At 37.4% G+C, this 26,691-nt stretch carries 21 protein-coding genes; 2 read left to right on the forward strand and 19 right to left on the reverse strand.

The features are described 5' to 3' along the window. Positions 1–290: 290 nt before the first annotated feature. The 5 genes from LRP83_RS10670 to LRP83_RS10690 all read right to left on the reverse strand — a co-directional run bounded on the left by LRP83_RS10670 (position 291) and on the right by LRP83_RS10690 (position 6,648). Positions 291–2,267: a cytochrome c3 family protein gene (locus LRP83_RS10670; RefSeq protein WP_230496688.1), complete on the reverse strand. Its 1,977-nt coding sequence runs from the start codon at positions 2,265–2,267 to the stop codon at positions 291–293. A gap of 98 nt (positions 2,268–2,365) precedes the next feature. Then, positions 2,366–3,337 (reverse strand): 6-bladed beta-propeller, encoded by a 972-nt coding sequence (locus LRP83_RS10675; RefSeq protein ID WP_230496689.1) that lies wholly within the window; start codon positions 3,335–3,337, stop codon positions 2,366–2,368. An 18-nt stretch (positions 3,338–3,355) separates the two neighbouring features. After that, positions 3,356–4,060 carry a tetratricopeptide repeat protein gene (locus LRP83_RS10680; RefSeq protein WP_230496690.1) on the reverse strand — a complete coding sequence of 235 codons (705 nt, stop codon included), beginning with the start codon at positions 4,058–4,060 and terminating at the stop codon, positions 3,356–3,358. A 28-nt stretch (positions 4,061–4,088) separates the two neighbouring features. Next, positions 4,089–5,255, reverse strand: coding sequence for a cytochrome c3 family protein (locus LRP83_RS10685; RefSeq protein ID WP_230496691.1), 1,167 nt, complete (start codon positions 5,253–5,255; stop codon positions 4,089–4,091). 31 nt (positions 5,256–5,286) lie between these two features. After that, a complete protein-coding gene (locus LRP83_RS10690; protein ID WP_230496692.1) occupies positions 5,287–6,648 on the reverse strand; it encodes a cytochrome c3 family protein in 1,362 nt (453 codons plus the stop codon). 545 nt (positions 6,649–7,193) lie between these two features. Here LRP83_RS10690 and secA point away from each other — a divergent pair. Further along, positions 7,194–9,710: a preprotein translocase subunit SecA gene (gene secA, locus LRP83_RS10695; protein WP_230496693.1), complete on the forward strand. Its 2,517-nt coding sequence runs from the start codon at positions 7,194–7,196 to the stop codon at positions 9,708–9,710. A 166-nt stretch (positions 9,711–9,876) separates the two neighbouring features. Then, a protein-coding gene (gene prfB / locus LRP83_RS10700; RefSeq protein ID WP_230496694.1) for a peptide chain release factor 2 occupies positions 9,877–10,978 on the forward strand; the annotation gives its coding sequence in 2 pieces (ribosomal slippage) (positions 9,877–9,948 and positions 9,950–10,978; 1,101 coding nt in all). 251 nt (positions 10,979–11,229) lie between these two features. On the opposite strand, the gene LRP83_RS10705 is transcribed toward prfB, so the two are convergent. The 14 genes from LRP83_RS10705 to LRP83_RS10770 form a co-directional block, all read right to left on the reverse strand. Next, complete coding sequence (locus tag LRP83_RS10705; RefSeq protein WP_230496695.1) at positions 11,230–12,063, reverse strand: DUF1028 domain-containing protein; 834 nt, start codon at positions 12,061–12,063, stop codon at positions 11,230–11,232. A gap of 137 nt (positions 12,064–12,200) precedes the next feature. Further along, a complete protein-coding gene (locus LRP83_RS10710; RefSeq protein ID WP_230496696.1) occupies positions 12,201–13,517 on the reverse strand; it encodes an anaerobic C4-dicarboxylate transporter family protein in 1,317 nt (438 codons plus the stop codon). A gap of 295 nt (positions 13,518–13,812) precedes the next feature. Then, a complete protein-coding gene (locus LRP83_RS10715) occupies positions 13,813–14,526 on the reverse strand; it encodes a response regulator transcription factor (RefSeq protein ID WP_230496697.1) in 714 nt (237 codons plus the stop codon). Between the two features lie 133 nt (positions 14,527–14,659). Next, entirely contained in the window at positions 14,660–15,688 is a 1,029-nt protein-coding gene (locus LRP83_RS10720) for an ABC transporter ATP-binding protein (protein ID WP_290369535.1), read from the reverse strand. 2 nt (positions 15,689–15,690) lie between these two features. Next, positions 15,691–16,680: an ABC transporter ATP-binding protein gene (locus LRP83_RS10725; protein WP_230496783.1), complete on the reverse strand. Its 990-nt coding sequence runs from the start codon at positions 16,678–16,680 to the stop codon at positions 15,691–15,693. Between the two features lie 23 nt (positions 16,681–16,703). After that, entirely contained in the window at positions 16,704–17,645 is a 942-nt protein-coding gene (locus LRP83_RS10730) for an ABC transporter permease (RefSeq protein WP_230496698.1), read from the reverse strand. Positions 17,646–17,661: 16 nt separating this feature from the next. Next, positions 17,662–18,624, reverse strand: a complete 963-nt coding sequence (locus LRP83_RS10735) for an ABC transporter permease (protein ID WP_230496699.1) — start codon at positions 18,622–18,624, stop codon at positions 17,662–17,664. A 209-nt stretch (positions 18,625–18,833) separates the two neighbouring features. Beyond that, positions 18,834–20,474, reverse strand: a complete 1,641-nt coding sequence (locus LRP83_RS10740; protein WP_230496700.1) for an ABC transporter substrate-binding protein — start codon at positions 20,472–20,474, stop codon at positions 18,834–18,836. Between the two features lie 37 nt (positions 20,475–20,511). Further along, the gene (locus LRP83_RS10745) at positions 20,512–21,768 is read right to left on the reverse strand and encodes an S-layer homology domain-containing protein (protein ID WP_230496701.1); all 1,257 of its coding nucleotides are present in this window, start codon (positions 21,766–21,768) and stop codon (positions 20,512–20,514) included. A gap of 631 nt (positions 21,769–22,399) precedes the next feature. Beyond that, complete coding sequence (hpf, locus tag LRP83_RS10750; protein WP_230496702.1) at positions 22,400–22,948, reverse strand: ribosome hibernation-promoting factor, HPF/YfiA family; 549 nt, start codon at positions 22,946–22,948, stop codon at positions 22,400–22,402. A gap of 233 nt (positions 22,949–23,181) precedes the next feature. After that, positions 23,182–23,733 carry a ComF family protein gene (locus tag LRP83_RS10755; protein WP_230496703.1) on the reverse strand — a complete coding sequence of 184 codons (552 nt, stop codon included), beginning with the start codon at positions 23,731–23,733 and terminating at the stop codon, positions 23,182–23,184. A gap of 157 nt (positions 23,734–23,890) precedes the next feature. Further along, positions 23,891–25,291 (reverse strand): ATP-dependent helicase ComFA, encoded by a 1,401-nt coding sequence (locus tag LRP83_RS10760; protein WP_230496704.1) that lies wholly within the window; start codon positions 25,289–25,291, stop codon positions 23,891–23,893. Positions 25,292–25,386: 95 nt separating this feature from the next. Next, a complete protein-coding gene (locus tag LRP83_RS10765; RefSeq protein ID WP_230496784.1) occupies positions 25,387–26,226 on the reverse strand; it encodes a DegV family protein in 840 nt (279 codons plus the stop codon). A gap of 169 nt (positions 26,227–26,395) precedes the next feature. Then, positions 26,396–26,557 carry a YwzD family small protein gene (locus LRP83_RS10770; protein ID WP_230496705.1) on the reverse strand — a complete coding sequence of 54 codons (162 nt, stop codon included), beginning with the start codon at positions 26,555–26,557 and terminating at the stop codon, positions 26,396–26,398. Positions 26,558–26,691: the final 134 nt, after the last annotated feature.

Raw genomic sequence — 26,691 nt, forward strand, 5'->3', positions numbered from 1 at the left:
AATAGTTTGTATAGTCAGCAAATTCACTTATATAATGAATAAATTAATTAATATTAATAATACAAAATAATAAAGTTTCTATTATAAATATAGTCTTAATCTACATTAGATTGAATAGATAAATTGTGAGTATTAATTGACAAATTTGTGAATGAGCTTTTGATAAAAATATGAATATATGTAAAATAATAAACAAGGTAACAATATGCTAGAAGCACATCATTACCTTGCTCTTTTTATTGCTATAATCGTTTCGGGCTATCAAATAGTGGGGCTATTTGGTAGCTTTTTTAGTTACCCCATGGAATTAATTTTTGACCTTTTGTTACACTTCCAGATTGGAAACCATTATTTGAATCTGTAGTGTTATATTCATTGTTATTGATGAATCCTTCAGCATGTGAAGAAGTGTGACATCCATAACATACAGCCATGTTTGTGAAACGTTTTAGGGCAGAAGAATCGTTTTGATCTTTCAAGTACTCGATTGCTTTAACTTGATTACCAACAAATTTTCCACCTGTAGCAGTTAAATCTTCAAGTGTACTACCTTGAGCATCTCTCATGATTTTTGCATCTGTACCGTGGGCATAGTGACAGCGTTCACAGTTGTAGGAATCACTCATTGTATGGTGATTATAGTTTCCATCGACACCAGTGTTTGTTTTCGTGCGTGTGAAGTAATCAACGTGACAAGCTCCACACCATTCATTCATTTGAATACCTTTTCCAGTTGTAGTTAGGTAATTGTTATCAGTTACTAATGGTTGATATCCATTTGCAGCAGGATTTACAACTCCACCCAGTTTATTTTGACCAGAAGGTAAATATCCTAATTGAACAACGTAAGCTTTTTGAACTTCTGTAATTTTATTTATAGTACCATCACCTTTTGTACCTGGTACCTTGTAAAATGCTTTACTATTATTGAACCAATATTTTCCATCAGTTGCATCTTGTTTGTTTGCATTTGCTACAGTGGTTTTGCCAGGTTCAGATGTAGGAACAGCAGGTGGCCAAACTAAAGTAGTATCTTTGTACAATTTCGGCCAGTAAGATGTATTATTGATACCTTGCTTTGTTAAATATACCCCAGGAGCATTTTGCCATGAACCAATGTATCTTTGAAGCTGAAGTACTCTGTCCCCTACTTTTAGACCAGTATTGTAATAATATCCAGCAGGAGTAATAATTTTAGGTGGCGTAGCGGTATCAAAGACAGGAGCAGCAATATCTGCAGCACTGATAGTAATATCTTTAAAAGCATAATCGTTTAAATTAGTTGCAGAAATATTAGCTGTAGGCATTGTTTCATAGACAGAAACTTCCATTAACTTGTTACCATAAACTGTGCTATTAACAGATTTCCTTTCAACAGTTGCCATGCCGTTAGGGTTGACAGAAAGTAAACGATCAGAGTAAGAACCGTGTGGATCATGACAGCTTGCACAAGTGAATTCTGCCGACCACGTTGTGCCCACTTTTGCGTTAGAACCAGGTGCTGCACTAATTTCTAAAGCACCAGTAGCCATATGAACTGACATATTTCCATCATGTGTACCACCAAATGTACCAGCACCCATGTCTTCTGCATTTGAAGTTCCGAAGACATTGTAGAATCCTAAAGTACCGTCATGACAAGCAGTACACGTGTTGTAAGCACCATTTTTGAATAACAAACCGCTGGAAGCCGCTGTATGTGTTTGATGACAGCTTGCACAAGAGTTTGTGTTGTTTTGGTAAGAACCGTGTAATTTGTGTGCACCTATTTTTCCTGCATTATCTAATTGATTACCAGGGTTTTTAACTACTTGACCCACACCAGTTTTATGTGCGTTATTTATGCCGTTATCTACTTCCCCTTCAGGAATAGGTTTTCCATCAAGACCAACCATTGCTTCATTATTTGCTTTTTCTGGTACAACAGTAACTAATGTTGACTTACCAGATATGCCATCTGTAGTTGTTGCAGCTACTTGAAAAGTGTGGTTATCTGTTGAAGTTAGTCCAGTCGCTACATAAGAATTACCACTTGCGACAGGAACATCAATTCCGGCTGTATCTCCATCAACAAAGATTTTATAAGTAACATTTGTTGCACCACCACTTGCTGCTGTCCAAGTCCAGCCTACGTGAATATTTCCGTTTTTCCAATCGAAATACTTCACAGAAGGAGCAGATGGAGCAGCTGCAAAAGCCACTACGCTAAACATTCCAACTAATAAAAGGGTTAGCAAGAATGAAAAGCTTAATTTAACCTTACTCATTTAAAAAACCTCCCTTAAATCTCTCTTTTTCTTTTTTAAAATCTACCACACTTACATTGATGCATTGTTAAGGCATCACCTCCCTTAAATCCTAATAGTTAGTTATAAACAGCAATTCTTTGATTAACTGTGTCAGTAATGTAGATTAATCCGTTTTCATCGATGTTAAGTCCATTAGGTAAATAAAATTGATTGTTTTCCTCACCCATAGTTCCAAATTCAAAGATCTTTTTACCATCTTTATCAAAACCAGACACACTTGATGCTAAGTTATTAACTACATATAAAATCCCTCTTGAATCCACCCCCACACCACGAGGATTAACAAAAGTAGATTGTCCGTTTCCATCTGATGAACCATTAATCGTAGCGAGATATTTTCCTTCTTTGTCAAATTTTAAAACTCGTTGATTACCAGAGTCAGAGACATAAATATTTTTGTTATCGTCCAATGCAATGGCATTTGGAGCAGCCATCCTATCATCTTTATTTTGGCCTTGACTAATTTCTAACTCTTTCTTTCCATCTAAACTAAAGATGTATACAGAGCTTTTTTTAATGTCTGTAACATAAAGTTTATTATTAGTAATGCGTAGTCCAGCAGGTGCTTCAATGACTTTATTATTTTTATCTTGTTCTTCAAAGTACTTAATAAATTTTCCTTTAGAATCAAAGATTGATATTTTTCCAGTATACAAATCAGCGATATAGACATTTTCTTTTTCATCCCCAGCAATTCCGTAAGGGAATCTAAAATCACCTTCACCCTCACCTTCTTTTCCAAACCGGAAGAAAGTGGAGCCTGATACATCAAATACTTGAACTTGCTTATTATTTGTATCTGTTACATAAAGAAATTCACCAATTTTTGCAACGTCCATAGGCTTATTTAAAGGGTTACTAAAATCACCGTTAATTAAATAATCAAACACTGGTTCAGAATTCTTATCGGGAATATTAGCAACTTTTTCTAATTCGTTATTTAAACCAAGAAAATATACAGCTACAAAAAAGATGCTAGTTAGGACAACAATGCTAGACATCAGTATATATAAAGTACGTTTCTTCATGGTATCTCACTCCTTTCGTTACTTTTTGGACAATTCTTCTAATGCATTAAGAGCTGGTTTATAAAGTGGATCAAAGGTTAATGCTTCTTTATAAATCTCTTGCGCTTCCTTATTTTGTCCTTGAGCTTGAGCCACTTGGCCAATTTCAAAAATAATATCTGCATTAGATGACATAAAATTCAATGCTTCTTCTAATGATTCATTTGCTTTGTCATACATTTTTAGTTTTCGGTAGGCTTTTCCTTTTAGGAGGTGTCCCTTGTAATCTTTAGGAGCAAGTTTTGCCGCTTTAGCAGCCATCTCTAATGAATCCTGGTATTTATTTTCTTTATCATAGACAATGGCCAAATTTAAATAACTTGGATAATAATTTTTATCAAGGCCAATGGCTGTTTTATATTGTTCGATTGCTTTATCGTTTTTTCCTTTTAAAAAATAGACATAACCAAGCTGTACCCTAAGGTCTGGGTCATTTGACTTAATATCAACTTGTTGAGTTAAAAATTCTAATCTTTTATTTAACTGTTCTTCATCAGTGTTTTTCCAAAAATATTTATCACTAATAAAATAGCCAGCTGAGAGACAAATCCCAAGTGTTGTGAATAATATTAATATTGCTTGCCACCATTTCACTTGGCTATTTTTAGCTTTTTTTACCTGCTCTTGAGAGATAGCAGGCTCTTGATCGCTACTTTGACTATTGGGTTGGATTTCAGATTGCATAAGAACCCTCCTAAATCACAATAAAATTTTATTTATCCTTATGGCAGGAAGTACATACTTTTTTGGTATGGCATTGGTAACATGTTTGATTTAACTTTTGATTTGGTGGTAGTTCTATTGGATGTGTAATTCTAAAGTCACTGCCATGGCTAGATGGGTGACAGCTACTGCAAGTGACATTGGTAATGTTGTTTTTACCTGTCTTTTGGTAATTATGACAAGCAAAACATTTTTGTTCGTTTTGCTTTGCTATCGGTCCATGTAGGCTAACAAAACCATTAATATGACTTGGTGGTTTTTTCATATGGCAGTCCTGGCAAAAAGTGTTATCTTTCGCATAATCTGCTGCATTTACCCTTGGTTTAGTTATTTTTTCATTTTTTAAGATTTGAGTATAAACAGGTTGTTTTTCAAAGCCCCTAATTTCATTTTTTGACATGTATTTATGGCATTTATTACACGATCCAATGTCCTTTTTCGCATCTTGTGGATGCATTGCAGTTTTAAATTCTTCCTTTTTATGGCTTTTCGGATACATTCCTGTAGTATGACATGCTTGACATTCTAAAGTGACATCCCTTGATTCATGACAAGACATACATTTTTCCATTTTCGGACGGACATAAGACCTTTCACTCATTATCGAATGACCAACTTTTTCATCCCATTTTTCATAATCAGTTTTAAAAGTTACTTTCCGTTCCGCAATTTTTCCGTGTGCAACTCCACTATGACATTGAATACATGCAACATTTTCAGTTTTATGTTTGTCATGGGGTATGATAATGTCACCGGTTGGTGTAACATTTCGACTGTCCATATTGTGACACCTTTCACAAGCGTCATTAGGGATTTCATCAGGCATTTGTATAGGTGCCGAATACGTATTTGTCGCTTTTTTGAACACCTGCACGAGGCCATTAGCCTTTGCCTTAGCATAATCTTCTTTCGAAGATCCAGTATGGCAGTTAACACAATCGACCTCGCTATGACTTGATGCTTTCCATGTGTAGTATTCAGGTTTCATCTCATGACAGGAAGCGCAGAACTTGGAGCTCGATGTTGTCTCGAGACCAAGGTATCCAACTGAAAAGAGTAGTATGAGAAAAAACAAGGTTAGTGTCATTACTTTAATCAATCGTCCACGAAAACGGGGAGGGGCGACGGGTTGTATTTCATTGTGCTCCTCTTCCATTTTAAATACCTCCTGTTAAGACGGGCTTTGTTTATGATTTCTTATCCCCTTTGAATCCAGTACGGTGACAGAATTCACAGTATACGTCGGTTGGTGCCGTCGGATTTTCTGTTCCTGGTTTTGGTTTTTCTCGATCGTGACAGACATAACATTCTGCTTTTGCTTTATCAGTTTTAGCCAGTGGAGCATGGGCTGTTAACCATTCGTCGCTCTCGACGTGTCCTGGTGGGCGTTTTCCGTGACAAGCGCTACAGAAGCTATTGTTACGTGAGTGATTTTTAACCGTTAGCATATCAGCTACATATTTTTCCTTGTCTACTGCATTAATTAAATCCATGATATTTTCTTTTGGTAATTTTTTTACCCACTTTGAATCTTGATGACAGTTCATACATTTATCTAAGTTTGTAAAAGCAACGTCACCATGACTTTGGTTCCATTGTTTGCGATCATGGTTCTTCGGTGTTGCGACTTCTTTGTGGCAAGTGGCGCATGCCATTGAAAGTTCAACGTCTTTTTTCTGTTTACCGATGGCTTGAAGAATGATATCTTGGGTATGCTCTTTAACTGCTGCTTCGGAATCAGCTGCAACTTCTTCATGTACTTCAGTTGTGGCCGTCTCTGCTCCATGACCTTCTTCTTTTTTCTCATCGTGTTTACCGTGTGTATTTTCAGGTAAGATGTAAGCTTCATCCTTCCAAGGTTTTTCCCCGTTATTCACTTTGTTATGGCAATCGATACATGTTCCCATATTCGGAGATGTGTATTTTTTTGAAATTAGCTTTTCGGCATTTTCTTTTGTCCAGAAATCCATATCTTTTTGAGTATTTAGTCCGCGTTCTACTGCTTTCGCATGAACAACACCTGAATGACAGGTGATACAAGGTATTTTTGCCTTTTTGATGTGTCCTTCATGATTAACGATTACATCACCAGTAGCAGACACAAGTCGATTTTCCGAGTGACATTGGATACAGTTGACATTCATTACTGGGACTGTTTGAACGATTTGATCAGGAACACCGACGATGTGGTAGTACACTTCTTTCATCGATTCGATTTTATGAAGGAGCATGTTTTTCGCCCCTGGCTCTATATGACACTGTGTACATTTAATCTGATTATGGGCACTTGCTTCGAATGTCACATGTTCCGTTGACATTTCGTGACAATTTTTACAAAAAGATGGAGTGGAAGTGAAAGCAATTGCTCCATACCCTACTCCAAACATAGCTACCGTAAAAAACAAAACAGCGAATAGGAGTCGCCATCTATTTAACGGATTCTTCCAATCAATCCCTCGAAACTTTCTCCAAAGTCTTTTTATCAAACCAGGCTTTTTCTCCCTGGTGCCTTCTACGTTTTTCTCTTTCTGTTTCCCCCAAAAGGCCATTTGACTCACCCTTCCCATCATTTCTATAATCTCTAATTAAATTTCATATTTATCTCTCTAATCGTAGTATCTAATATTGCACCGTGTTTTTCCAATGTACATTTTGTGAATATTTTTATAGTGTGACTTTCTTCACACAAAGTAGGTTTACACCTTGATAACATTGTATTCACACCTTAGACACAAACGGAAAGATATAATGTCTGTTGTATAAATATTCAATTAAACCAATTAGTTATTCATATATCGATAGTGATAATAGATAAAAGGAAGAACGACTAATCTATCAAAACTGGATTTTTAACGGAGGAATGTTTTACTTACCTTTGTGGCAAAAATAAAACAGTATAAGTAAGCTTTCGTTTTATTTTTGAAATGTCATTCTAATTTTAGACGTTTGTTGTCACTATTTAATGGAAGTGGTAATATTGATAAAGAATAAATTGATTTTAAGAGGAATTAGACGATTTAAGGCGAATTTTTTTATTAGTACATAATTTTTAAAAAAGTGAAATTACTATCTCGATATATAAAGGGGCGTTTACATGCTTGGGATTTTAAACAAAGTATTTGATCAAAATAAACGCGAGTTAAAAAAGTTAACACGACTTGCCGGGCAGGTAGAGGCACTAGCTGCACAGACGGAAAAGTTATCGGATGACCAGCTTCGTGACAAAACAGAAGAGTTCAAAAAGCGCTATCAAAATGGGGAAGCCCTAGATGCTCTTTTAGTAGAGGCATTTGCGGTTGTACGTGAAGGTGCACGTCGTGTCCTTGGTATGTTCCCGTATCCAGTTCAGCTCATGGGTGGTGCAACTTTACACGAAGGTAACATTGCTGAGATGAAAACTGGGGAAGGTAAAACATTAACAGCGACATTGCCTGTCTATTTAAATGCCCTATCTGGTAAAGGTGTTCACGTTATTACTGTGAACGAATACTTAGCTAGTCGTGATGCTACTGAAATGGGCCGCTTATACGAGTTTCTAGGTTTAACAGTTGGACTTAATTTGAACAGCTTATCAAAGGAAGAAAAACAGGCTGCATATGCTGCCGATATTACGTATGGAACGAATAATGAGTTTGGCTTCGATTACTTACGTGATAACATGGTTCTCTATAACAATCAAAAGGTTCAACGTCCATTGTATTATGCTAATATTGATGAGGTTGACTCAATTTTAATCGATGAAGCACGTACGCCATTAATCATTTCTGGGACAGCTCAAAAATCAACATCCTTATATATTCAAGCAAATGCATTTGTTCGTATGTTGAAGAAGGAAACGGACTATACGTACGATGAAAAAACGAAGAACGTTCAGTTAACGGAAGAAGGCTACACGAAGGCTGAGCGTGCCTTTGGAATTGATAACTTATTTGATATTACCCATGTAACCTTAAATCATCATATTAACCAGGCATTAAAGGCGCATGCGAGTATGCATTTAGATGTCGACTACGTAGTTCAAGATGGCGAAATCGTGATCGTTGACCAATTCACTGGCCGTTTAATGAAGGGCCGTCGATATAGTGAGGGCTTGCACCAAGCGATTGAGGCTAAAGAAGGCTTAGAGGTTCAAAACGAAAGCATGACGATGGCAACCATCACGTTCCAGAACTATTTCCGTATGTATGAAAAGCTTTCAGGAATGACAGGGACAGCCAAAACAGAAGAAGATGAATTCCGTAACATCTATAATATGAATGTTGTTGTAATTCCAACAAATAAACCAATTCAACGTGACGACCGTCCAGATTTAATTTTTGCATCAATGGATGGAAAATTCCGTGCGGTATGTGAAGATATTGCCGAGCGAAATACAAAGGGACAGCCCGTGCTAGTAGGTACAGTTGCCATTGAGACTTCTGAATTGATTTCACGTTATTTAACGAAAAAGGGCATACACCATAATGTCTTAAATGCAAAAAACCATGAACGCGAAGCAGAAATCATTGCTGGAGCCGGTCACAAAGGTGCAGTAACCATTGCAACAAATATGGCTGGTCGTGGAACAGACATTAAGCTTGGTGAAGGTGTTCTTGAGCTTGGTGGTTTAGCGGTAGTTGGTACGGAGCGACATGAATCTCGCCGTATTGATAATCAGCTACGTGGACGTGCAGGTCGTCAAGGAGACCCAGGGGTAACACAATTTTACTTATCTATGGACGATGAATTAATGCGTCGTTTCGGCTCAGACAATATGAAAGCGATGATGGGTCGCTTAGGCATGGATGATTCACAGCCGATACAAAGTAAAATGGTTTCACGAGCAGTTGAATCCGCACAGAAGCGTGTGGAGGGTAATAACTTTGATGCACGTAAACAATTATTATCGTATGATGATGTTTTACGACAACAACGTGAAATTATCTATAAACAACGTAATGATGTATTAGACTCGGAGAACCTACGTGAAATCGTTGAGGCCATGATTTTATCTTCGATTGAACGTAATGTTGAAGCTCACACTCCTAGACAAGAAGAACAGGATGCTTGGGATTTACAAGCTGTTGTTGATTATGTTAATGGAAATCTTCTACATGAAGGTGACATTACTATTGATGACCTACGAGGGAAAGATCCTGCGGAAATGGTTGAAGTAATCTTCGCGAAGGTGAAGGAGCGCTATGACGAGAAGGAAGAGCAGCTATCCGAAGAGCAAATGCGCGAATTCGAAAAGGTTATCGTTCTTCGTTCAGTTGACTCTAAGTGGATTGATCACATTGATGCAATGGATCAACTTCGTCAAGGTATCCACCTACGCGGTTATGCACAAATTGATCCACTTCGTGAATACCAATCTGAAGGCTATGCGATGTTTGAAGCTATGATTGAATCAATTGAAGAGGATGCAGCTAAATACATCATGAAAGCCGAAATTCGCAACAACCTTGAGCGCCAAGAAGTTGCCAAGGGCCATGCCGTTGATCCAAAAGAAGGCGAAGGCGGAAAAGTTAAAAAGAAACCAGTCGTCAAAGCATTGAACATTGGCCGTAACGACGAATGTCCTTGTGGAAGCGGTGAAAAATACAAAAACTGCCACGGTAAAAACGAGTAAAAATGAGTGTATAACTTTAACACTGTAAAGCAGCCGGGGACAGTCCCGCTCCACGTTAATGCGTTAAAGAAAGAGAGCTTTACGGCTCTCTTTTTGTTTTCATATTCGCATTTGAAGTATTCGACGATATAATAGTTATAAAAAAGTTTTTAAGAGGTGACTAATAATGGAATTAGCAGAAATTCGCAATGAACTTGAGAAAACAGCTAAGAAATTAGCAGACTTTAGGGGGTCTCTTTGACCTAGAAAATAAAGAGGCTCGTATTGCAGAACTTGATGAGGAAATGCTTCAGCCTGATTTTTGGAATGATCAGCAAGCGGCACAAACCATTATCAACGAGTCAAATGGATTAAAGGAACAGGTCCACGAATATCATGCTTTGAATGAGTCTCAAGAAAATCTTGAACTCACTTTTGAGCTAGTGAAGGAAGAGCAAGACGAAGAACTCCAGGCTGACTTAGAAGCTGAATTAAAAGAGCTAGTATCCCGTTTAGCTGACTACGAGCTTCAGATGTTATTAAGTGAGCCTTACGATAAAAATAATGCGATTCTTGAGCTACACCCAGGTGCTGGTGGTACCGAGTCACAAGACTGGGGATCCATGCTTCTTCGAATGTACACTCGATGGGCGGAAAAACGCGGATTTAAGGTTGAAACGCTAGATTATTTGCCTGGTGATGAAGCAGGAATTAAAAGCGTGACACTACTAATTAAAGGGCACAATGCCTATGGCTACTTGAAGGCGGAAAAAGGGGTTCATCGCTTGGTACGCATTTCACCATTTGACTCATCTGGGCGTCGACATACTTCTTTCGTCTCTTGTGAGGTTATGCCAGAATTTAATGATGAAATTGAAATTGATATTCGCACGGAGGATTTGAAGATTGATACGTACCGCGCTAGCGGCGCTGGAGGGCAGCATATTAATACGACAGATTCAGCTGTCCGTATCACTCATACTCCTACTGGTGTCGTCGTAACGTGCCAAACAGAACGCTCTCAGATTAAGAATCGTGATCAAGCAATGAAGATGTTGAAAGCAAAACTATACCAACGCGAAATTGAAGAAAAAGAAAAGCAATTACTTGAAATTCGTGGAGAACAAAAAGAAATTGGCTGGGGAAGTCAAATTCGCTCTTACGTTTTTCATCCCTACTCAATGGTTAAAGACCATCGTACTAATACCGAGGTTGGTAATGTGCAAGCTGTTATGGATGGGGAGTTAGATAACTTTATAAATGCTTTTTTAAGATCGAGATTAGCTTAGTTTATAGATATACAAATGAAAAAACGACCGATTAGTCTGGTCGTTTTTTTCATTTGGACTGATTTCGGGTAGTAGGATTAAATTCTAATCGTTACCGTTCTCTTTCTCTTCAACTGATTTCGGGCACGATTAACCTCTATTCGTTACCGTTTTCTCTCTTTTCTACTGGTTTCGGGCACGTTTAGCTTCTATTAATCCAAATCAAAAAATAACGAATAACCAACGGGCTATATGCCGTTGGTTATTCATTATTATCCTTGTTTTTTCATATACGCTAAAATATCTAAATCAATATACCCAGCTGCTTGCTCACGATTTTCAAAGTTTTCAGTATGGATATAAGTTTTTAAAGCTTGTAGTAAATCTAATTCTTTACTTAGATAGCCTAGCCTATCGAGGTTTAATGTTAATTCCTCTTTTACATGCCCCGCTATCGAAACGATGTTTTCGGGTTTGGTCGGAGCAAAAAATAATTGCTGCAATTGATAGATCCGAATGAGTTCTTTTATCGGCTCAGGATGGTCATCAACTCGAAGATCAATGTAGCGGTCATTAAAGCCGGCATAGCCACCTTTTTCCTTCACGACAAGTAAAGCAGCTGATTGCTGTCCTCGACTGTCCCCACCTGCTTCCTGTCCAGCGAAAAGAGCAGCAAGTAATCTCTCAGCCAATGAACCTTCACTATTGGTAAAAATAGAAGCCATCGCCTCAACTGTTCTTTCATCGACTAAAATATTTCCTTGCGTAGCAAAATGAGAACCAGTTACTCCTCCTGCCCAATGATAGCAGCCTTCTCCAGTAAAGGAAGCAGCGTTACCGTGAGCATCGATTAACCCTACCTGACGTAAATGGTGGTCTTGGTCATCTCCTGTAATGATTTGTAATGCTTCTTCTGCCGTCTTCCCTTCGGCAAACAAATCTAGTGCCCGTGGACCATAGGTAGTATTTGCATACGACTGCGTTGCAACAGCACCTACACCCGCCTTTGCAAATGGTACAACCGCACCTACAGCAAGAAACTTGGATTGAACTGCAATGCCCCACTCTTTTTCGATTGGACAGTAACCCACAATAGAAAATGTCATCGCTCAAACCTCCCAAATTATTTACTACTATATTTCTCGAATTAACAGATGAAATCCTTCTTTTTCTTTGTAGTTTAGCGCATTAAAGGGTTAGAGGATGCTCCCCTAACCCTGTTTTCGCTTAAAACCAAAAATTTTTACAATAAGATCGTACTTAGGAATATTCCTATCGCAACTGAGGTCACGGTAGCAATTAATCCCGGTATCATAAAACTGTGATTTAAAATGTATTTACCAATTCGTGTTGTTCCGGTTCGATCGAAATTAATAGCAGCCACGACTGTTGGATAGTTTGGAATGAAGAAATATCCGTTAACGGCTGGAAACATAGCAATAAGTAGCGCTGGGTTGATGCCAAGTACTACTCCAAGTGGCATTAACGTCCGAACCGTTGCTGCTTGGCTATAGAGCAAGATGGATAGCGCGAATAAAGCAATTGCAAACAACCATGGTGCTGATGTAACTAAATCTGAAATTGATCCTGAAATCAATGCTAAATTTCCTTGAAAGAAGGTATCACCCATCCAAGCAATCCCAAAAATCGCAACAACAGCAGTTGCACCTGCTCTAAAGACAGTACCTGATACAATATTCTCTACATTCGGCTTGCAAAAGATGATAATTAAAGCCGCGATAGTCAGCATGACAATCTCTATCGCTGCCGGCATTGTCATTCGAGTGAAAACACCCTCAATTGTCCATCCTGGGCGAAGCTCTTCAATCGATCCAAGAATAACAACAAGTACCGCTGCCAATAAGAAGAAAACAACAGATAGCTTAGCTCCTTTTGACGGAATAAATTCAATTTTATCCTTCTTTATTGGAGCAAGCCCTTCTTCCAAACGTTTTAGGTATTCCGGGTCCATATTTAACTCTTTACCCATCTTACTTGAAACAAATGCTGCTAACATACAGGCGATAAAAGTGGACGGAATACTAATCATTAGAATATCTAGTAAACTAATATTAAAATCAGTCAACAATGCTAGCAAGGCAACTGTAGCAGCAGAAATAGGACTTGCCGTAATCGCTTGCTGAGAGGCAATAACCGCGATTGACATCGGTCTTTCTGGCCTAACACCAGATTCACGAGATACTTCGGCAATAACAGGTAAAATCGAATAAGCAACATGCCCAGTCCCAGCACAAAATGTAAAGATATACGTTACCATTGGAGCAATAAATGTAATCCATTTTGGATTTTTTCGTAATGCTTTTTCTGCTATGTGGACGAGATACTCCATCCCTCCTGATGCCTGCAGAGCACCAGCCGCTGTTACTACGGCTAATATCATGAGCATCACGTCAATTGGAGCGGATGTTGGTTGTAAACCAAATCCAAAAACAAGTATGGCTAAACCAACCCCCCCCATAACACCAAGGCCCACTCCTCCTAGACGCGCCCCTATAAATATACAAGCTAGTACAATGAAAAACTGCAACCAAAATAGCATACTGATAACCTCCCTTTTTTAGTGAATTCCTTCTTGTGAATTCATTCACAAGAAGGAATTCACTAAAAGAATTATTTAATTTCTATACCCCAATTGTACCTGATGTGAATGTAAACAAATATAGGCCACACTCCATTTAGTATCATGATAATAAACGATTTCATAAAAGTGTAACAATTATTAGTGAATGTACTTTAGCACTTTAAAGGTTGTGGGGACTGTCCCCCATTACTTTAAAGCGCTAAAGCTTTTAGGCAAATAAAAACCCTGCTCTGGTCGGCAGGGTATTTTAACTTTATTTTGTTTCGACTATTTCAACCGTTTCATTTTCATCGACGTGTAATTTGTATCCGATTCCCCAAACAGTTTTAATATTAATGTGAATACTATTTTGTTTAAGCTTTTTTCGAATTCTGTTCAAATGGGTATCTATCATACGATCGTCGTCAAGGTGCTCATAGCTCCATACTACACGGAGCAGTTCTTCGCGAGTCACAACCTCATCTTGTTTTTTCACAAGTGTCCAAAGAATCGAAAATTCCTTTTTAGTAAAGTTTAGTACTTTTTTATCGTAATGAACTTTAAAAGTGACTTTATTCATCTTCAATCGGCCAAATTGAATTTTATCGTCTTCAGCAGATTTTTTAGCGGAAATGTGATCGAGTAGAACATTTATTTTGCACAATAGGATTGGAAAGGTTACGGGATATGTAATGACATCATCCGCCCCTGCTTCAAAATACTTGATTGTCGCCTCTTCTGATAGGGGTTTTCCTAAAACGATTATAATAGAGTTTAACTTTTGCCTCATTTGTCGGCATAGCTCAAGGCTATTTACATTTAATAGACTATGGTTAATGATGACGATGTTTGGTTTTGATTCAATCGCTGTAATTAACCCCAGTAGTCCATTATTAAATGGATGCACCTCAAAGTATGGTTCGAAAAATTGGGATAATTTATTACTTGTTTGGGAATCTTCTTCGATTATCAACAATTTTTTTTCCATAGTACTCCCCCATACAGTACTAAAGACAGTTATGCCTTCGTTATATCATATCACAATCCTTTCGAATGGTAAATAATTTCTTAAGATTCGGAATATGACATGTATTTTTTACAAAAAGTTAACTTTTACTATATTACGATAATGGATAATGACATGCAACGTATTGATTTTCACCCGTTTTCACAAATTCTGGCGCTTCCTCACGACATTTTGGTTGAGCATACGGACAACGTGTATGGAAGTAACAACCGGAAGGCGGATTGATTGGGCTTGGTACATCGCCTTGTAAAATAATTTTCGGCTTATCACGTAATCTTGGATTAGGAATTGGGTTAGCAGAAATCAACGCTTGTGTATATGGATGTTTCGGTGATTCAAATAAAGTATCTGAATCTGCTAACTCTACCATTTTTCCTAAGTACATAACCCCAACACGATCGCTAATGTGACGAACAATATTTAGACCATGCGAAACGAATAAGTATGTTAATCCAAATTTTTCTTGTAGATCTTCTAGTAAGTTAACAACCTGTGATTGAATGGATACATCTAGAGCTGAAACTGGCTCATCCAGAACGATTAACTTCGGATTTAAGATAAGTGCACGGGCAATCCCGATACGTTGTCTTTGTCCACCACTGAATTCATGTGGGTAACGTCTCATATGGAATGAGGTTAAACCAACAAGCTCTAACACTTCTTTAATGCGATTTTCACGTTCCTGAGGATCTTTAACACCGTGTATCTTTAGAACACGTGAAAGCGTTTCACCAACACTTAATCTTGGATTTAACGAAGAAAAAGGATCTTGGAATATAAGCTGCATATCACTTCTTGTAGCTCTTAAGTCGTTGTCATTTAATGAGAAGATCTCTTTACCATCAAAATTGACAGAACCACTCGTAGCTTCAAGAAGACGTAGTAATACACGTCCAGTAGTCGATTTTCCACAACCACTTTCTCCAACAAGCCCTAGTGTCTCCCCTTTAATAATATCAAAGCTAACTCCATCTACTGCTTTAACATGACCTTGAGTTCGACCTAAAAGTCCACCCTTGATTGGGAAATGCATTTTGATATCTTTAACACTTAATAGGATTTCTTGGTTCACTTTTTCTACCTTTTTATCACTTTGAACTGGTTCTACTACTCCACTTAACATGTCTACGCCTCCCAACGGTCCGTGTATTTCCAGCAGCGCACAACTTCATTTTCATTTATTTCCTGAATTTGTGGCATTTCCTGATGACAAAGTGATGTTGCATATTCACAACGATCAGCAAAACGGCAACCAGGTGGAAGATTTAAAGGATTTGGAACTACTCCATCAATTGCATACAGTTTACCTACACGCTTTTCAGCACTAGGCATTGATTTAAGCAAGCCTTCTGTATAAGGATGCTTAGGATTTTCAAAAATAGTAAAGACGTCACCTTGCTCAACAATTTGGCCAGAATACATAACAACAACACGGTCTGCCATTTCTGCAACTACTCCAAGATCATGAGTGATAAGCATGATAGACATATTGGACTTTTGCTTTAAATTTTTCATTAACTGCAAAATTTGATTTTGAATCGTAACATCAAGTGCAGTAGTCGGCTCATCGGCAATTAAAAGCTCAGGATGACATGCAAGCGCAATCGCAATCATAACACGTTGTCTCATCCCACCACTTAGTTCATGTGGGTATTGATTAATGCGTCTTTCCGGCTCAGGTATTCCAACTAAATTTAAAAGATTAATAGCTTCAGCAAGAGCTTCTTTTTTGTTCTTCTTTTGGTGAAGAATAATTGTTTCAGAGATTTGGTCTCCAACCTTATATACTGGATTTAATGACGTCATAGGTTCTTGGAATATCATTGAAATTCGATTTCCACGAATCGCACGCATTTCTTTATCTGACTTAGCTAAAAGGCTTTCACCTTGGAACTTAATGTCCCCATCCAGAATTTTTCCAGGTGGTTGAGGAATTAATCTCATAATGGATAGAGACGTAACACTTTTACCACTTCCTGATTCTCCAACGATGGCAAGTGTTTCACCTTTTTTAACCTCAAAGCTCACTCCATCAATAGCAGGAACAATTCCATCTTCTGTATAAAAATAAGTTTTTAAATTTTCGACTGATACAAGTGTATCTGTTTTTGTCATCGTTGTAGACATGATTGTTCCTCCTATTCTTTCATTCTTGGATCAAGAGCGTCACGAAGACCATCACCAATAAAGTTGACTGCTAATACTGTTAAGATAATAAATGAACCTGGGAAAATAATGACCCAAACATAATCCATTACCGTTGTTAATTCCTGTGCAGATGTAAGCATATTCCCCCAGCTTGGTGTTGGTGGCTGAATACCTAATCCTAAAAAGCTAAGTGAAGCCTCTGCTAAAATATTTGCAGCGATATCTAATGTAGCAATAACAGTAATTGGAGCAATCGCATTCGGTAGTACGTGATAAAAAATAGTGCTAGCTTTCTTCTCACCAGTTGCTCTTGCTGCTTCTACGTAATCACGTTTCTTTAATGATAAAATTTCACCACGAACGATACGAGCCATTCCTGTCCAACCGAAAACACTCAATACTAGAACGGTAGACCATAAAGATGGTGTGATGATTGCTGCAACGATTAATAATAAGAAGAATGTTGGGATTGATTGAATCGCATCAACGATACGCATCATAATATTATCAATCCAGCCTCCAAAATAACCTGAAACAGCGCCATAAATAATACCAACTGAAACCGTACAAATACAAGCTAACAATGCCACACTTAATGAAATTCTGGCCCCAAATACAATACGTGTCCAAACATCTCCACCCATAGCATCGGTACCCATTAAATGAAACTTACCAGAGAATGGGTCATTACCTGGAGGTAAAAATTGATCTAAAATATCATAAACGTCAGGTTTATACGGTGTTAATAGTGGTGCAAATATCGCTAAAAAGCACATAGTTGAAAAAACAAGTAAACCAATTACTGCCAGTTTATTTTTTTTATAACGGCGCCAAATGACCGAAGCTTTACTCTCAATTTTTAAATCCTTTTCAGACGTTTTGGGCGTTTTTAATTGTACTGGACTATTCACAGATGGATTAGGAATCCCCATTTATTTCTGCTCCTCTCTAGTTCTTGCCTACTTGGATGCGCGGATCCACAATGGCATAGCAAATATCAGCTATTAGATTTGAAAAGACAACCATTACACCAGCAATCATCGTCGTTCCCATAATTACTTGATAATCACGGATAAAGATAGCATTAACGGTTAATCTTCCCATCCCTGGCCATGCAAATAGTTGCTCAATAAATAGGGAACCTCCGAATAATGCAGGAAGTTGTAGCGCCAAGATTGTAATGATTGGAATTAATGCATTACGTAACGCATGTTTGAAAATAACTTTACCTTCAGATAAACCTTTTGCTCTAGCTGTTCTGACATAGTCCTGTTTGATTACTTCAAGCATACTTGAACGCATATAGCGAGATTTTGAAGCGATTAATCCAAAAGCTAGCGTTAAGGAAGGCAATGCTAAGTGATGAATACGATCCCATAAATCAAATGCATCATAATTTTCCCTCAACCCTGAAACTGGGAACCAACTTAATTTTAAAGAGAAAACGAGAATAGCAATAAGAGCAATGAAGAACGAAGGTACTGCTATACCTAAAAACGATGTAAATGTAAAGAAATAATCGAATATGGAATACTTCTTAACGGCTGAAAAAACACCAATTGGAATCGCAATAATAATAGAAATGACTATTGCTGTTGCCATTAACAATAATGTTGCTGGAACACGTTGAAGGATTTTTTCCAATACTGGTTGTCCATCTTGGAAGGAATATCCCATATTTCCTTCTAACACTAATAGCTTTAGCCACTTATAATATTGAACATAAATAGGGTCATCCACACCTAACTGTTCTCTAATAGCTGATAGATCTTGTTCATTTCCAGCTTCAGGGTTCTCATACATCGCGGTAGGATCCCCAGGTGCCAATGACATGAGTAAGAAAGAGATAATAGAGATAATAAATAATAGAGGTATCGCTTGAAGCACTCTTCGAATAATGTATTTAGTCAAAGGTCTCCCCACTTTCTTTTAGCATAGTATAAATGTAATTTATGAATCTAGCTTCTATACTTTTATAGAAGACTTACTTTCGAGGTAAGTACTGGAAAAATATTAATCTATGAGATTAATATTCTCTATTTGGGTATAGCGTTTTGGATTTTTTTATAAAAGAAAGCCGTAGCGACTCTCGTCGCAACGGCCGCTTTAACTACAACTTTTTATTTTCTTTTTGCAGCTGTACCCCAGTACCAATCTTCAAGATTGAACATTGGAGAAGATAATGTTGTTTTAATTCCTTTTAGGTCTTTATCATGACCCATATTTTTCATTGGGTGAACTGTCCAAATTACAGTAGCATTTTCAGCCATGTATTTGTGCATTTCTTGGTATATTTTAATACGCTTGTTACGGTCTTCTTCTTGTAGATAGGTATCTAACCACTTATCGATTTTTGGATCATCGATACGGTTACGGTTGTTACCTGGAGAAGTTGCAGTTGGGATATTTTCAGAATGGAAGAAACCTTTGTGTTCAACGTTTCCGTCATATCCGCCCCATCCTAATGCGAATGTGTCTAACTCACCTTTTGCATATCTGTCAAGGAAGATTGACCATTCTAATCCACGTACAGAAACCTTAACGCCTAACTTACCCCAGTCTTGTTGAGCAAGTAGTCCGATTTTTTCACGGCTCTTGTTACCGTTGTTGAAGTAGAATTCAAAATCCATCTTTTTGCCGTCTTTAGCGCGGATACCATCGCTACCTTTTTTCCAGCCAGCAGCATCTAATAATGCAGCAGCTTTCTTTTGGTCAAACGCTAAAGGCTTAACAGCTGGATTGTTTTGTGGAATTTTCGGATGGAAAGGTCCACTTGCAATGTAAGCTTTACCTAACATGATTTTATCAACGATCGATTGACGGTTTAATCCGTGTGTTAACGCTTGACGAACTCTTACATCATTAAATGGTGCAACTTTAGAGTTGAAGCCGATAAAGTCAAATTGACCGTAATCCCACTTCGTGATTTTCAAGTCTTTATCTTTAGCAACCTGTGCAATTGTAGCTGGAGTTAATGCTTCTACCCAGTCAACGTCACCTTTAATTAAGTTGATTGCTTCTACGTTAGCATCTGGAAGGATACGTGTGATAACTTCATCCATGTATGGACGGCCATTCCAGTAGCTCTTGTTAGCTTTAACAACGATACGCTCATCTGTTTTCCACTCTTTGAAAACGAATGGACCTGTACCAACTGGGTTACGGTGAACCGTATTGTTTTTGTTAAAGTCATCAACACCCTTAGGGAACTTATGTTTAGGGATGATTGCTGCTGGGAATACGTTAGATACAATTAGAGCATCTTTTTCTTTTAATTGAATCTTAACTTGGTGCGTACCTGTTTTAGTTACGCTTTTGATTGTTCCGAAGTCACCAATATAGCTGTTGATTGACTTAGGATTCATGTACATTTGGTAAGAGAATACTACGTCATCAGCAGTAAATGGCTTGCCATCATGCCATTTAACCCCTTTACGAAGGTCAAATGTGTAAGTCATTGACGCTTTATCGTATGTCCACTTTGTAGCTAATTGTGGAATTGGATTACCTTTTTGGTCAAGGTTTAACATTCCTTCGAAGATCATACCTTGGATACGACTTGAAGCAGAGTCAGAAGTTGTGTAAGGGATTAATCTTACAGCATCTGAGAAAGATGTTAAAATAACTTTACCGCCGACTTTTTTAGGGTCGTAACCAGGACGTGCTGCATCTGCACTATCAGTAGCTAGGAAAGAGAAGCCGCCAAGTGCAACTGCTGATGCTAATGTTGTTGTTAATAATTTCTTTTTGAAGTTTTGCATCGTTAATATTTCCCCCAATCGTATTTTTTCGAAAAAATTACTTCGCAGCTGGAGCTGTAGCAGTAAATTCTAAAGATAATCCTAAACCGTCAGCACCCGCAACTAGAGTTCCTTTTAACACTTTTCCAGAAGCTTGTAATGCTGTAAGTTCAGCAAGTGTTTTAGTTGTTTTTGTTTCGCCTTTTTCACCTTCAAGAAGCGTATAAGTTGCTTCTTCGCTCATTGTGAAGGTTTGTGCTTTAAGTGCTACATCAGCAAAATCATAAGTTACTTTACCATTTGAAACTGTGAATACTCTGTTAGCAACCTTTGAAACATAAGCTTCTAACATAGTGATTTCGTCAGTTGCAGTATTAGAATAAAGTGTTCCTCCGAAGCTCACACCAGCTTTAGATGCATAGTTACTGAACTCAGTGTAAGTAAATGGTACAGCTGCATTATTAGGTAATGCTACAACAACTGCATTTAACTTGAAGTTCTTAGCAGCGCCATTGAACGTTAAGTTACCGCCAGCGTATCCTAAGTTACCATCAAATACTTCTAATCCATTTCCAGTTAAGTAAGCAACTTCACCTTTTTTGTTTAGGATAAAGTTAACATCAGTTCCTTTTGCAAGGTTACCTTGTGATGCAGCTTGCTCATCCATGAATAATGAAGCTTTAGAATTGATTTTGTAAGAAGCTGAACCAGAGTCAGTTTTTACAATCAATACATTTCCAGTAACACGGTCTACAATACCAGAAGCTTTAGTATAGCTATCGCTAACAGTCATAAAATTGTCAACTGCAACTGCAGCATCTTCTCTAGTTACAACAGCGTCTAAATCAGTATCAATGCTAAGAACACCTTTGCGCTCTAAGAAATATAAGTGATCGATTGGACGATTTGACCAAGATTTTTTGAATCCAAGTCCGTATGCTAATCCTCTTGCTAAGTCAGAGTATGTAATAGCATTTTTCGGTTTGAATTGACCTTTGCTATTAACTGTAAGGATTCCAGCGCCTACAGCTTTAGTAACAGCTGCATTGTTTTTCACATCACTGATTTTTACAGTTTTTGGAGCGCTTAAAGTCATGATTCTGCTTGAAATTTCAGCAAACTCTTGACGAGTTAAGCCTTTGTCTGGATTAAAGTTAGCGCCGTTGTTTACAACAACACCTAATGATACTAATTTAGTAATTGAAGCTTCGTTCGAACTTACATCATCAAAACTTACCGCCAATGCAGAAATACTGCTAAATGTAAGTGTAGTTGCAAGTGCGCCTGTAACGATAAATTTCCGCCAATTCAACATGATTTTCCCCCTTAGAAATTTTTGAAAGTAAGCTTGGATCAGTTTGAAAAGCTCCCTCCCTTTTCCTGTTAATAAAAGTTGTTAGAAAATTAAGATATGTCTAAACATATTTATAGCATAAAAGTCTTAGGAAAAAATCCTCAAAAAGTCAACATAAAAATAACAAATTGTTCAACCTGTCGCTTTCTGTAATATTCGAGTTACGAAGTAATTTTATGCGAAAATCACCTTTTTTCAGCCTTTTCAGCTAAAATTATCTAACAATTAGGACAATTTCATTTCTTGTCTATAGGTGATACTCACAAAATATTTAAATAATTCTAACAAAATTCTAACGTTTTATAAAATATTGACATATTTTTTAGTATTTTCACGTAAATAAAACTATCTTTTTGACAGGATTAAAAATTAAAATACGAGGATATATTCAGAAAATTTCCACACAACAGGCAAGTATTTCCACTTTAGTTTCAATAGTGGTTAAGAATTTCTCAAGAAACTATTTGAGACTTTTTAGTAAAAAGCTTTTTTACAATAGAAGATAGGTAAAAGTTCGGAAGAAACCTGTCCTTTATAAATGCAAAAAAAGAGCCTATCCTTAAATTAAGGGTAAGCTCTCTTTCTTTTGCTATTAATGAGTTTCAATTAGACCATATCGACCATCTTTACGCTTATAAACGACATTAGTACGATTTGTATCAGAATTTGTGTAAACATAGAAATTATGACCAAGCATGTTCATTTGAAGAATAGCTTCTTCACTGTCCATCGGTTTCAAATCGAAACGCTTTGTACGCACTAGCTCTAAATCATCTTCATCCACGTGTATTTCTGGACTCTCAGTTGAAACTGCAAAGAATGATCCAACATCGCCTTTTTCACGGAATTTACGATTGACCTTAGTTTTGTGTTTACGAATTTGACGTTCTAATTTATCTGAAATTAAGTCAATACCCGCATACATATCATCGTTTGATTCTTCTGCTCGCAATACAAGATGTGGAAGGGGAATCGTAACTTCTACCTTAGCCTTTTTATCTTGATAAACTTTTAAGTTAACGTGTACGTTTGCCTCCGGTGTTTCGGTAAAATAGCGCTCCAATTTTGAGATTTTTTTCTCTACGTACTCTCGAATTGCTGGAGTTACCTCAATGTTTTCACCACGAATGACATAATTCATAAGTGAGCTCCTCCTTTTAAAAAAAGACTATGATATTACATTTCTATTTTACCCTATGAAAATCCTGCTAAAACAGAAGAAAATTTAATTGTCATGATATTGACGATTTATTTAGAATAATTGTGACAAACATCGCTTGAAACTTGACAAGCATTAAATTAAGGAAATAACTGCACGTTTTAAGTAAAGGTTTATAGATTCTATTTGCTCATCATGTAAAACATACCTTATTGTTATCCTCTAGCAATAGTAATAGAGATTATTTCATTTGCTCCAATACCTTTCAGTACCCTTGCAGCATGCCTTAACGTAGAGCCTGTTGTGTAAATATCATCGATTATCATTACTTTTCCAGTCACTTGGGCTGTCGTATGAAAAACTTGAGGAAGATGGATTCGATCTGTTCTAGATTTTTTCGATTGCTTTTCACTATGAATTCTCGTTAATATGTTCGTTGATTGAAACCCAGCTTCTAATATAAGTGCTTCAGCTTGATTAAAGCCTCTCTCATATATTCGTTCCTCACTCAAAGGAATCGGGATGATATAGTTAGGCTTCATTTCTTTTATTTTTTTTTCAATCTCACTAGCAAATATTTTCGCTAGGACATAATCACCCCTATATTTATATTTAGCGATTAACTCCTTTAGAAATTGATTGTAAGAATAAAGGGAGTAATTTTGTGTTAATATGCCTTTATAGTTTGGTTCCTCTTCCCAGCGATAGCAATCGAAGCAAAGTTCTCCTTTTTGATAGTATGCATCCAATTTTAAAAATGAACGCATACAAATTTGACACTTTACCCCTTCGATTCTTTCCAGTTTTGTTAGACATTCATAACAAACAACCTCCTTCTGCTCAGGTACAAACAAATCCACCCAACTCAATGTTGACTCAATCCTATCATGACAAATTAAACAATAATTACAATCAAACCACCCCCTAAACATAGTCTATCAATCCTTTTCTGTATGCTTCCTTATTCATATGGTCAATTTGTTTATAGGCTTTAATCATTGCCTGGCTTTTCCCATAGTGAAAAAAGGTGATATTTCCACTTGGATATTTAGAACTGCGGCCAACACGGCCCGAAATTTGAACGAGTGCGCTTTCTGTAAAAATTTCTTCTTCTGCTCCAACAACGGCTACATCAATATTTGGAAATGTGACTCCTCGTTCGAGAATTGTCGTTGTAAGTAGGATTAGTGTTTCGTGATTACGCATTGCTTGTACCTTTTCCTTACGCAAAGGGTCTTCAGCATGAACGGTTTCAATCTTGGGATCAATGGTACGAAATAAAGAAATCGTTTTCTCCATGAGGCGAATATTGGGGAAGAAGATCAATGCTTGCTTTTGGTTTTGTATGCGACTGCGAGCCCACTGAAGTACATTTTCAGGAAGACGTTTTTTTTCCAATTTACTTTTCCAGTTTCCGCACCAAACAAACTTTGGTAAAGATAAAGGATGTCGATGGAATCTTGCAGGAATAGTAACATAACTTCGTTTACCCGAGCGACATTGACGTTGCCATTTTTCATTTGGGGTTGCCGTTAAAAAAATAAGCGAAGATTGTTTTTTCCTTGCTTGTTGAACAGCAAATTGGAGTGATTCATCCGCAGTGTACGGGAAGGCATCTACTTCATCTACAATCATCATGTCAAATGCTTGATAAAATCTTAATAGCTGATGGGTAGTTGCTATTGTGAGCGCCGCAAATTGATGGCGATCGTCACTACCTCCATATAAAGAAGCAACAGATATATCCGGGAATACTTTTCGAAGCCTTGGGGTTAACTCAAGAACGACATCAGTTCTAGGCGTCGCTAGACACACTCGTTTCCCTTTTGACAAGGCCGTACCGATGCCAGCAAATAATACTTCTGTTTTTCCAGCCCCACAAACGGCCCACACTAGCAAATCCTGATGAAGATTTACGGCTTCGACTAATTGATCGGAGGCGTGTTGTTGACCCTCTGATAGCGTCCCTTGCCATTCAAGTGGTTGGGACGTCGCTGGTAAATCCTTAGGTGGTCCACACCAACATACTAATGAACTACAAGAACTTACTCGTCCCATCATGATACATTTACGACAATAATGGCATTTTTGTCCACATCTTACACATGGAAATTCTCCAAAAAAATGAGATTCAGAATTTCCACACCGATTACACTTATATTTAGAGTTTTGAAGCACTAAGCCTTCTCGATACTGAACATAGCCATTTTCAAAATGCTGCTGAACTTCTTCATGTGAAAAGGGGATGTCACCTACTAAAAGCTGTCTTCCTGATAAAAAGGTTTGAAGCTGAGGGTTACTTTGAAAATTTGTATTTTGAACCATTAAATTCACCTCATTTTAAAATATAAAACGCCACTCCAAAAAAACTTGGAATGGCGTGTTTCTTGTTGAATGTTCTGTTCTTTCCGTTAGAATTATTATTTTTTTACCCACCCAAGTCCCATTGAGCCTTCTCCTAAATGTGACCCTATCACGGGACCGAAGTAGCTAATCGTAAACTCAACATTTAAAAATACAGCTTCAAGCTCCTGCTTCCATTCAAGTGCCTCTGCTTCACGATTAGCATGAATAATGACCGCATGAAAAGGTTCACCACTTTTAACAGCTTCACCTAACAGATTTGCAACCCGCTTCATCGCTTTTTTACGGGTACGAATTTTTTCAAATGGTACAATTTTTTTATCTACAAAATGTAATAATGGCTTTACTTGTAATAAGCTACCAATAAATGCTTGAGCACTGGACAATCTCCCACCACGCTGCAAATGCGATAGGTCGTCGACCATGAAATAAGCATCATTTGTTTTTCTCATTTCCTCAAGACGTTCCATAATTTCAGTAGCTGATTTATTTTGCAAAGCCCATTCAGCCGCTTCTAATACATAGAACCCCTGCACCATACAGCTAATTTCTGAATCAAATGGATACACCTTTATTTCATCAACCATGCTTGCTGCTGCAACCGCCCCTTGGTACGTCCCACTTATTCCACTAGATAAATGTATACTAATAATCGCATCATATTCAGCAGCTAACTTCTTATATAGCTCAACGAACTCTCCCACTGGCGGCTGTGATGTAGTTGGAAGGTCTCGTGTCTTGACTTCTTCAAAAAACTCAGTTGCACTGATTTCAATTTCCTCTCGATATGCCTCAGCACCAAAGATAACACTTAATGGAATCATATGTATGTTAAGTTTTTCTCGGATTTCCTTCGGTATGTATGCTGTACTATCCGTGACAACTGCCGTTTTCATAAAAAAATTACCATCCTTCTTTATTAACACTAATTTTAAAAATCGTTCTTCATTAATATTTATTTTAAATGATAAAACTAAAAATTGCACTTATTAAACATGACAAATGTCATAGTCCAAATGTATTTTTTTGGTAAAACAGCAAATAGAGGCCAAATCCATTGTGGATTCAGACCTCTCCTTGTCCAATTATATCTTTTGCTAAGATTGGCATAAGTTTCTGTTTAATTTCATTGACTAATGTTTCAACCGATAGCTCATTACTAGTTATGCCTCTTAGATAGGCGTCTTTCATTATTGAAAAGAACAGCTCTCTTTCCTCAATTGACATAAGGCAAATTCCTTCCATTTCATGAACCGTTATTGTGTAAATATTTTATAAAATTCCTCCTAGGTAATAGACATTGTCCTAAAATTCTCAATCACTAAATTACCATATTTTTATCATCGTATTCGATAAGGCAA

It is taken from the genome of Pseudoneobacillus rhizosphaerae, assembly GCF_917563885.1.
GTDB classification, from domain to species: Bacteria; Bacillota; Bacilli; order Bacillales; family Cytobacillaceae; genus Pseudoneobacillus; species Pseudoneobacillus rhizosphaerae.

Excerpts from the sequence above, each read along its gene's own strand:
- LRP83_RS10670 (WP_230496688.1), bottom strand. The coding sequence starts at position 2,267 with ATGAGTAAGGTTAAATTAAGCTTTTCATTCTTGCTAACCCTTTTATTA.
- LRP83_RS10675 (WP_230496689.1), bottom strand. The coding sequence starts at position 3,337 with ATGAAGAAACGTACTTTATATATACTGATGTCTAGCATTGTTGTCCTA.
- LRP83_RS10680 (WP_230496690.1), bottom strand. The coding sequence starts at position 4,060 with ATGCAATCTGAAATCCAACCCAATAGTCAAAGTAGCGATCAAGAGCCT.
- LRP83_RS10685 (WP_230496691.1), bottom strand. The coding sequence starts at position 5,255 with ATGGAAGAGGAGCACAATGAAATACAACCCGTCGCCCCTCCCCGTTTT.
- LRP83_RS10690 (WP_230496692.1), bottom strand. The coding sequence starts at position 6,648 with ATGGCCTTTTGGGGGAAACAGAAAGAGAAAAACGTAGAAGGCACCAGG.
- secA (WP_230496693.1), top strand. The coding sequence starts at position 7,194 with ATGCTTGGGATTTTAAACAAAGTATTTGATCAAAATAAACGCGAGTTA.
- LRP83_RS10705 (WP_230496695.1), bottom strand. The coding sequence starts at position 12,063 with ATGACATTTTCTATTGTGGGTTACTGTCCAATCGAAAAAGAGTGGGGC.
- LRP83_RS10710 (WP_230496696.1), bottom strand. The coding sequence starts at position 13,517 with ATGCTATTTTGGTTGCAGTTTTTCATTGTACTAGCTTGTATATTTATA.
- LRP83_RS10715 (WP_230496697.1), bottom strand. The coding sequence starts at position 14,526 with ATGGAAAAAAAATTGTTGATAATCGAAGAAGATTCCCAAACAAGTAAT.
- LRP83_RS10720 (WP_290369535.1), bottom strand. The coding sequence starts at position 15,688 with ATGTTAAGTGGAGTAGTAGAACCAGTTCAAAGTGATAAAAAGGTAGAA.
- LRP83_RS10725 (WP_230496783.1), bottom strand. The coding sequence starts at position 16,680 with ATGACAAAAACAGATACACTTGTATCAGTCGAAAATTTAAAAACTTAT.
- LRP83_RS10730 (WP_230496698.1), bottom strand. The coding sequence starts at position 17,645 with ATGGGGATTCCTAATCCATCTGTGAATAGTCCAGTACAATTAAAAACG.
- LRP83_RS10740 (WP_230496700.1), bottom strand. The coding sequence starts at position 20,474 with ATGCAAAACTTCAAAAAGAAATTATTAACAACAACATTAGCATCAGCA.
- LRP83_RS10745 (WP_230496701.1), bottom strand. The coding sequence starts at position 21,768 with ATGTTGAATTGGCGGAAATTTATCGTTACAGGCGCACTTGCAACTACA.
- hpf (WP_230496702.1), bottom strand. The coding sequence starts at position 22,948 with ATGAATTATGTCATTCGTGGTGAAAACATTGAGGTAACTCCAGCAATT.
- LRP83_RS10755 (WP_230496703.1), bottom strand. The coding sequence starts at position 23,733 with ATGCGTTCATTTTTAAAATTGGATGCATACTATCAAAAAGGAGAACTT.
- LRP83_RS10760 (WP_230496704.1), bottom strand. The coding sequence starts at position 25,291 with ATGGTTCAAAATACAAATTTTCAAAGTAACCCTCAGCTTCAAACCTTT.
- LRP83_RS10765 (WP_230496784.1), bottom strand. The coding sequence starts at position 26,226 with ATGAAAACGGCAGTTGTCACGGATAGTACAGCATACATACCGAAGGAA.
- LRP83_RS10770 (WP_230496705.1), bottom strand. The coding sequence starts at position 26,557 with ATGTCAATTGAGGAAAGAGAGCTGTTCTTTTCAATAATGAAAGACGCC.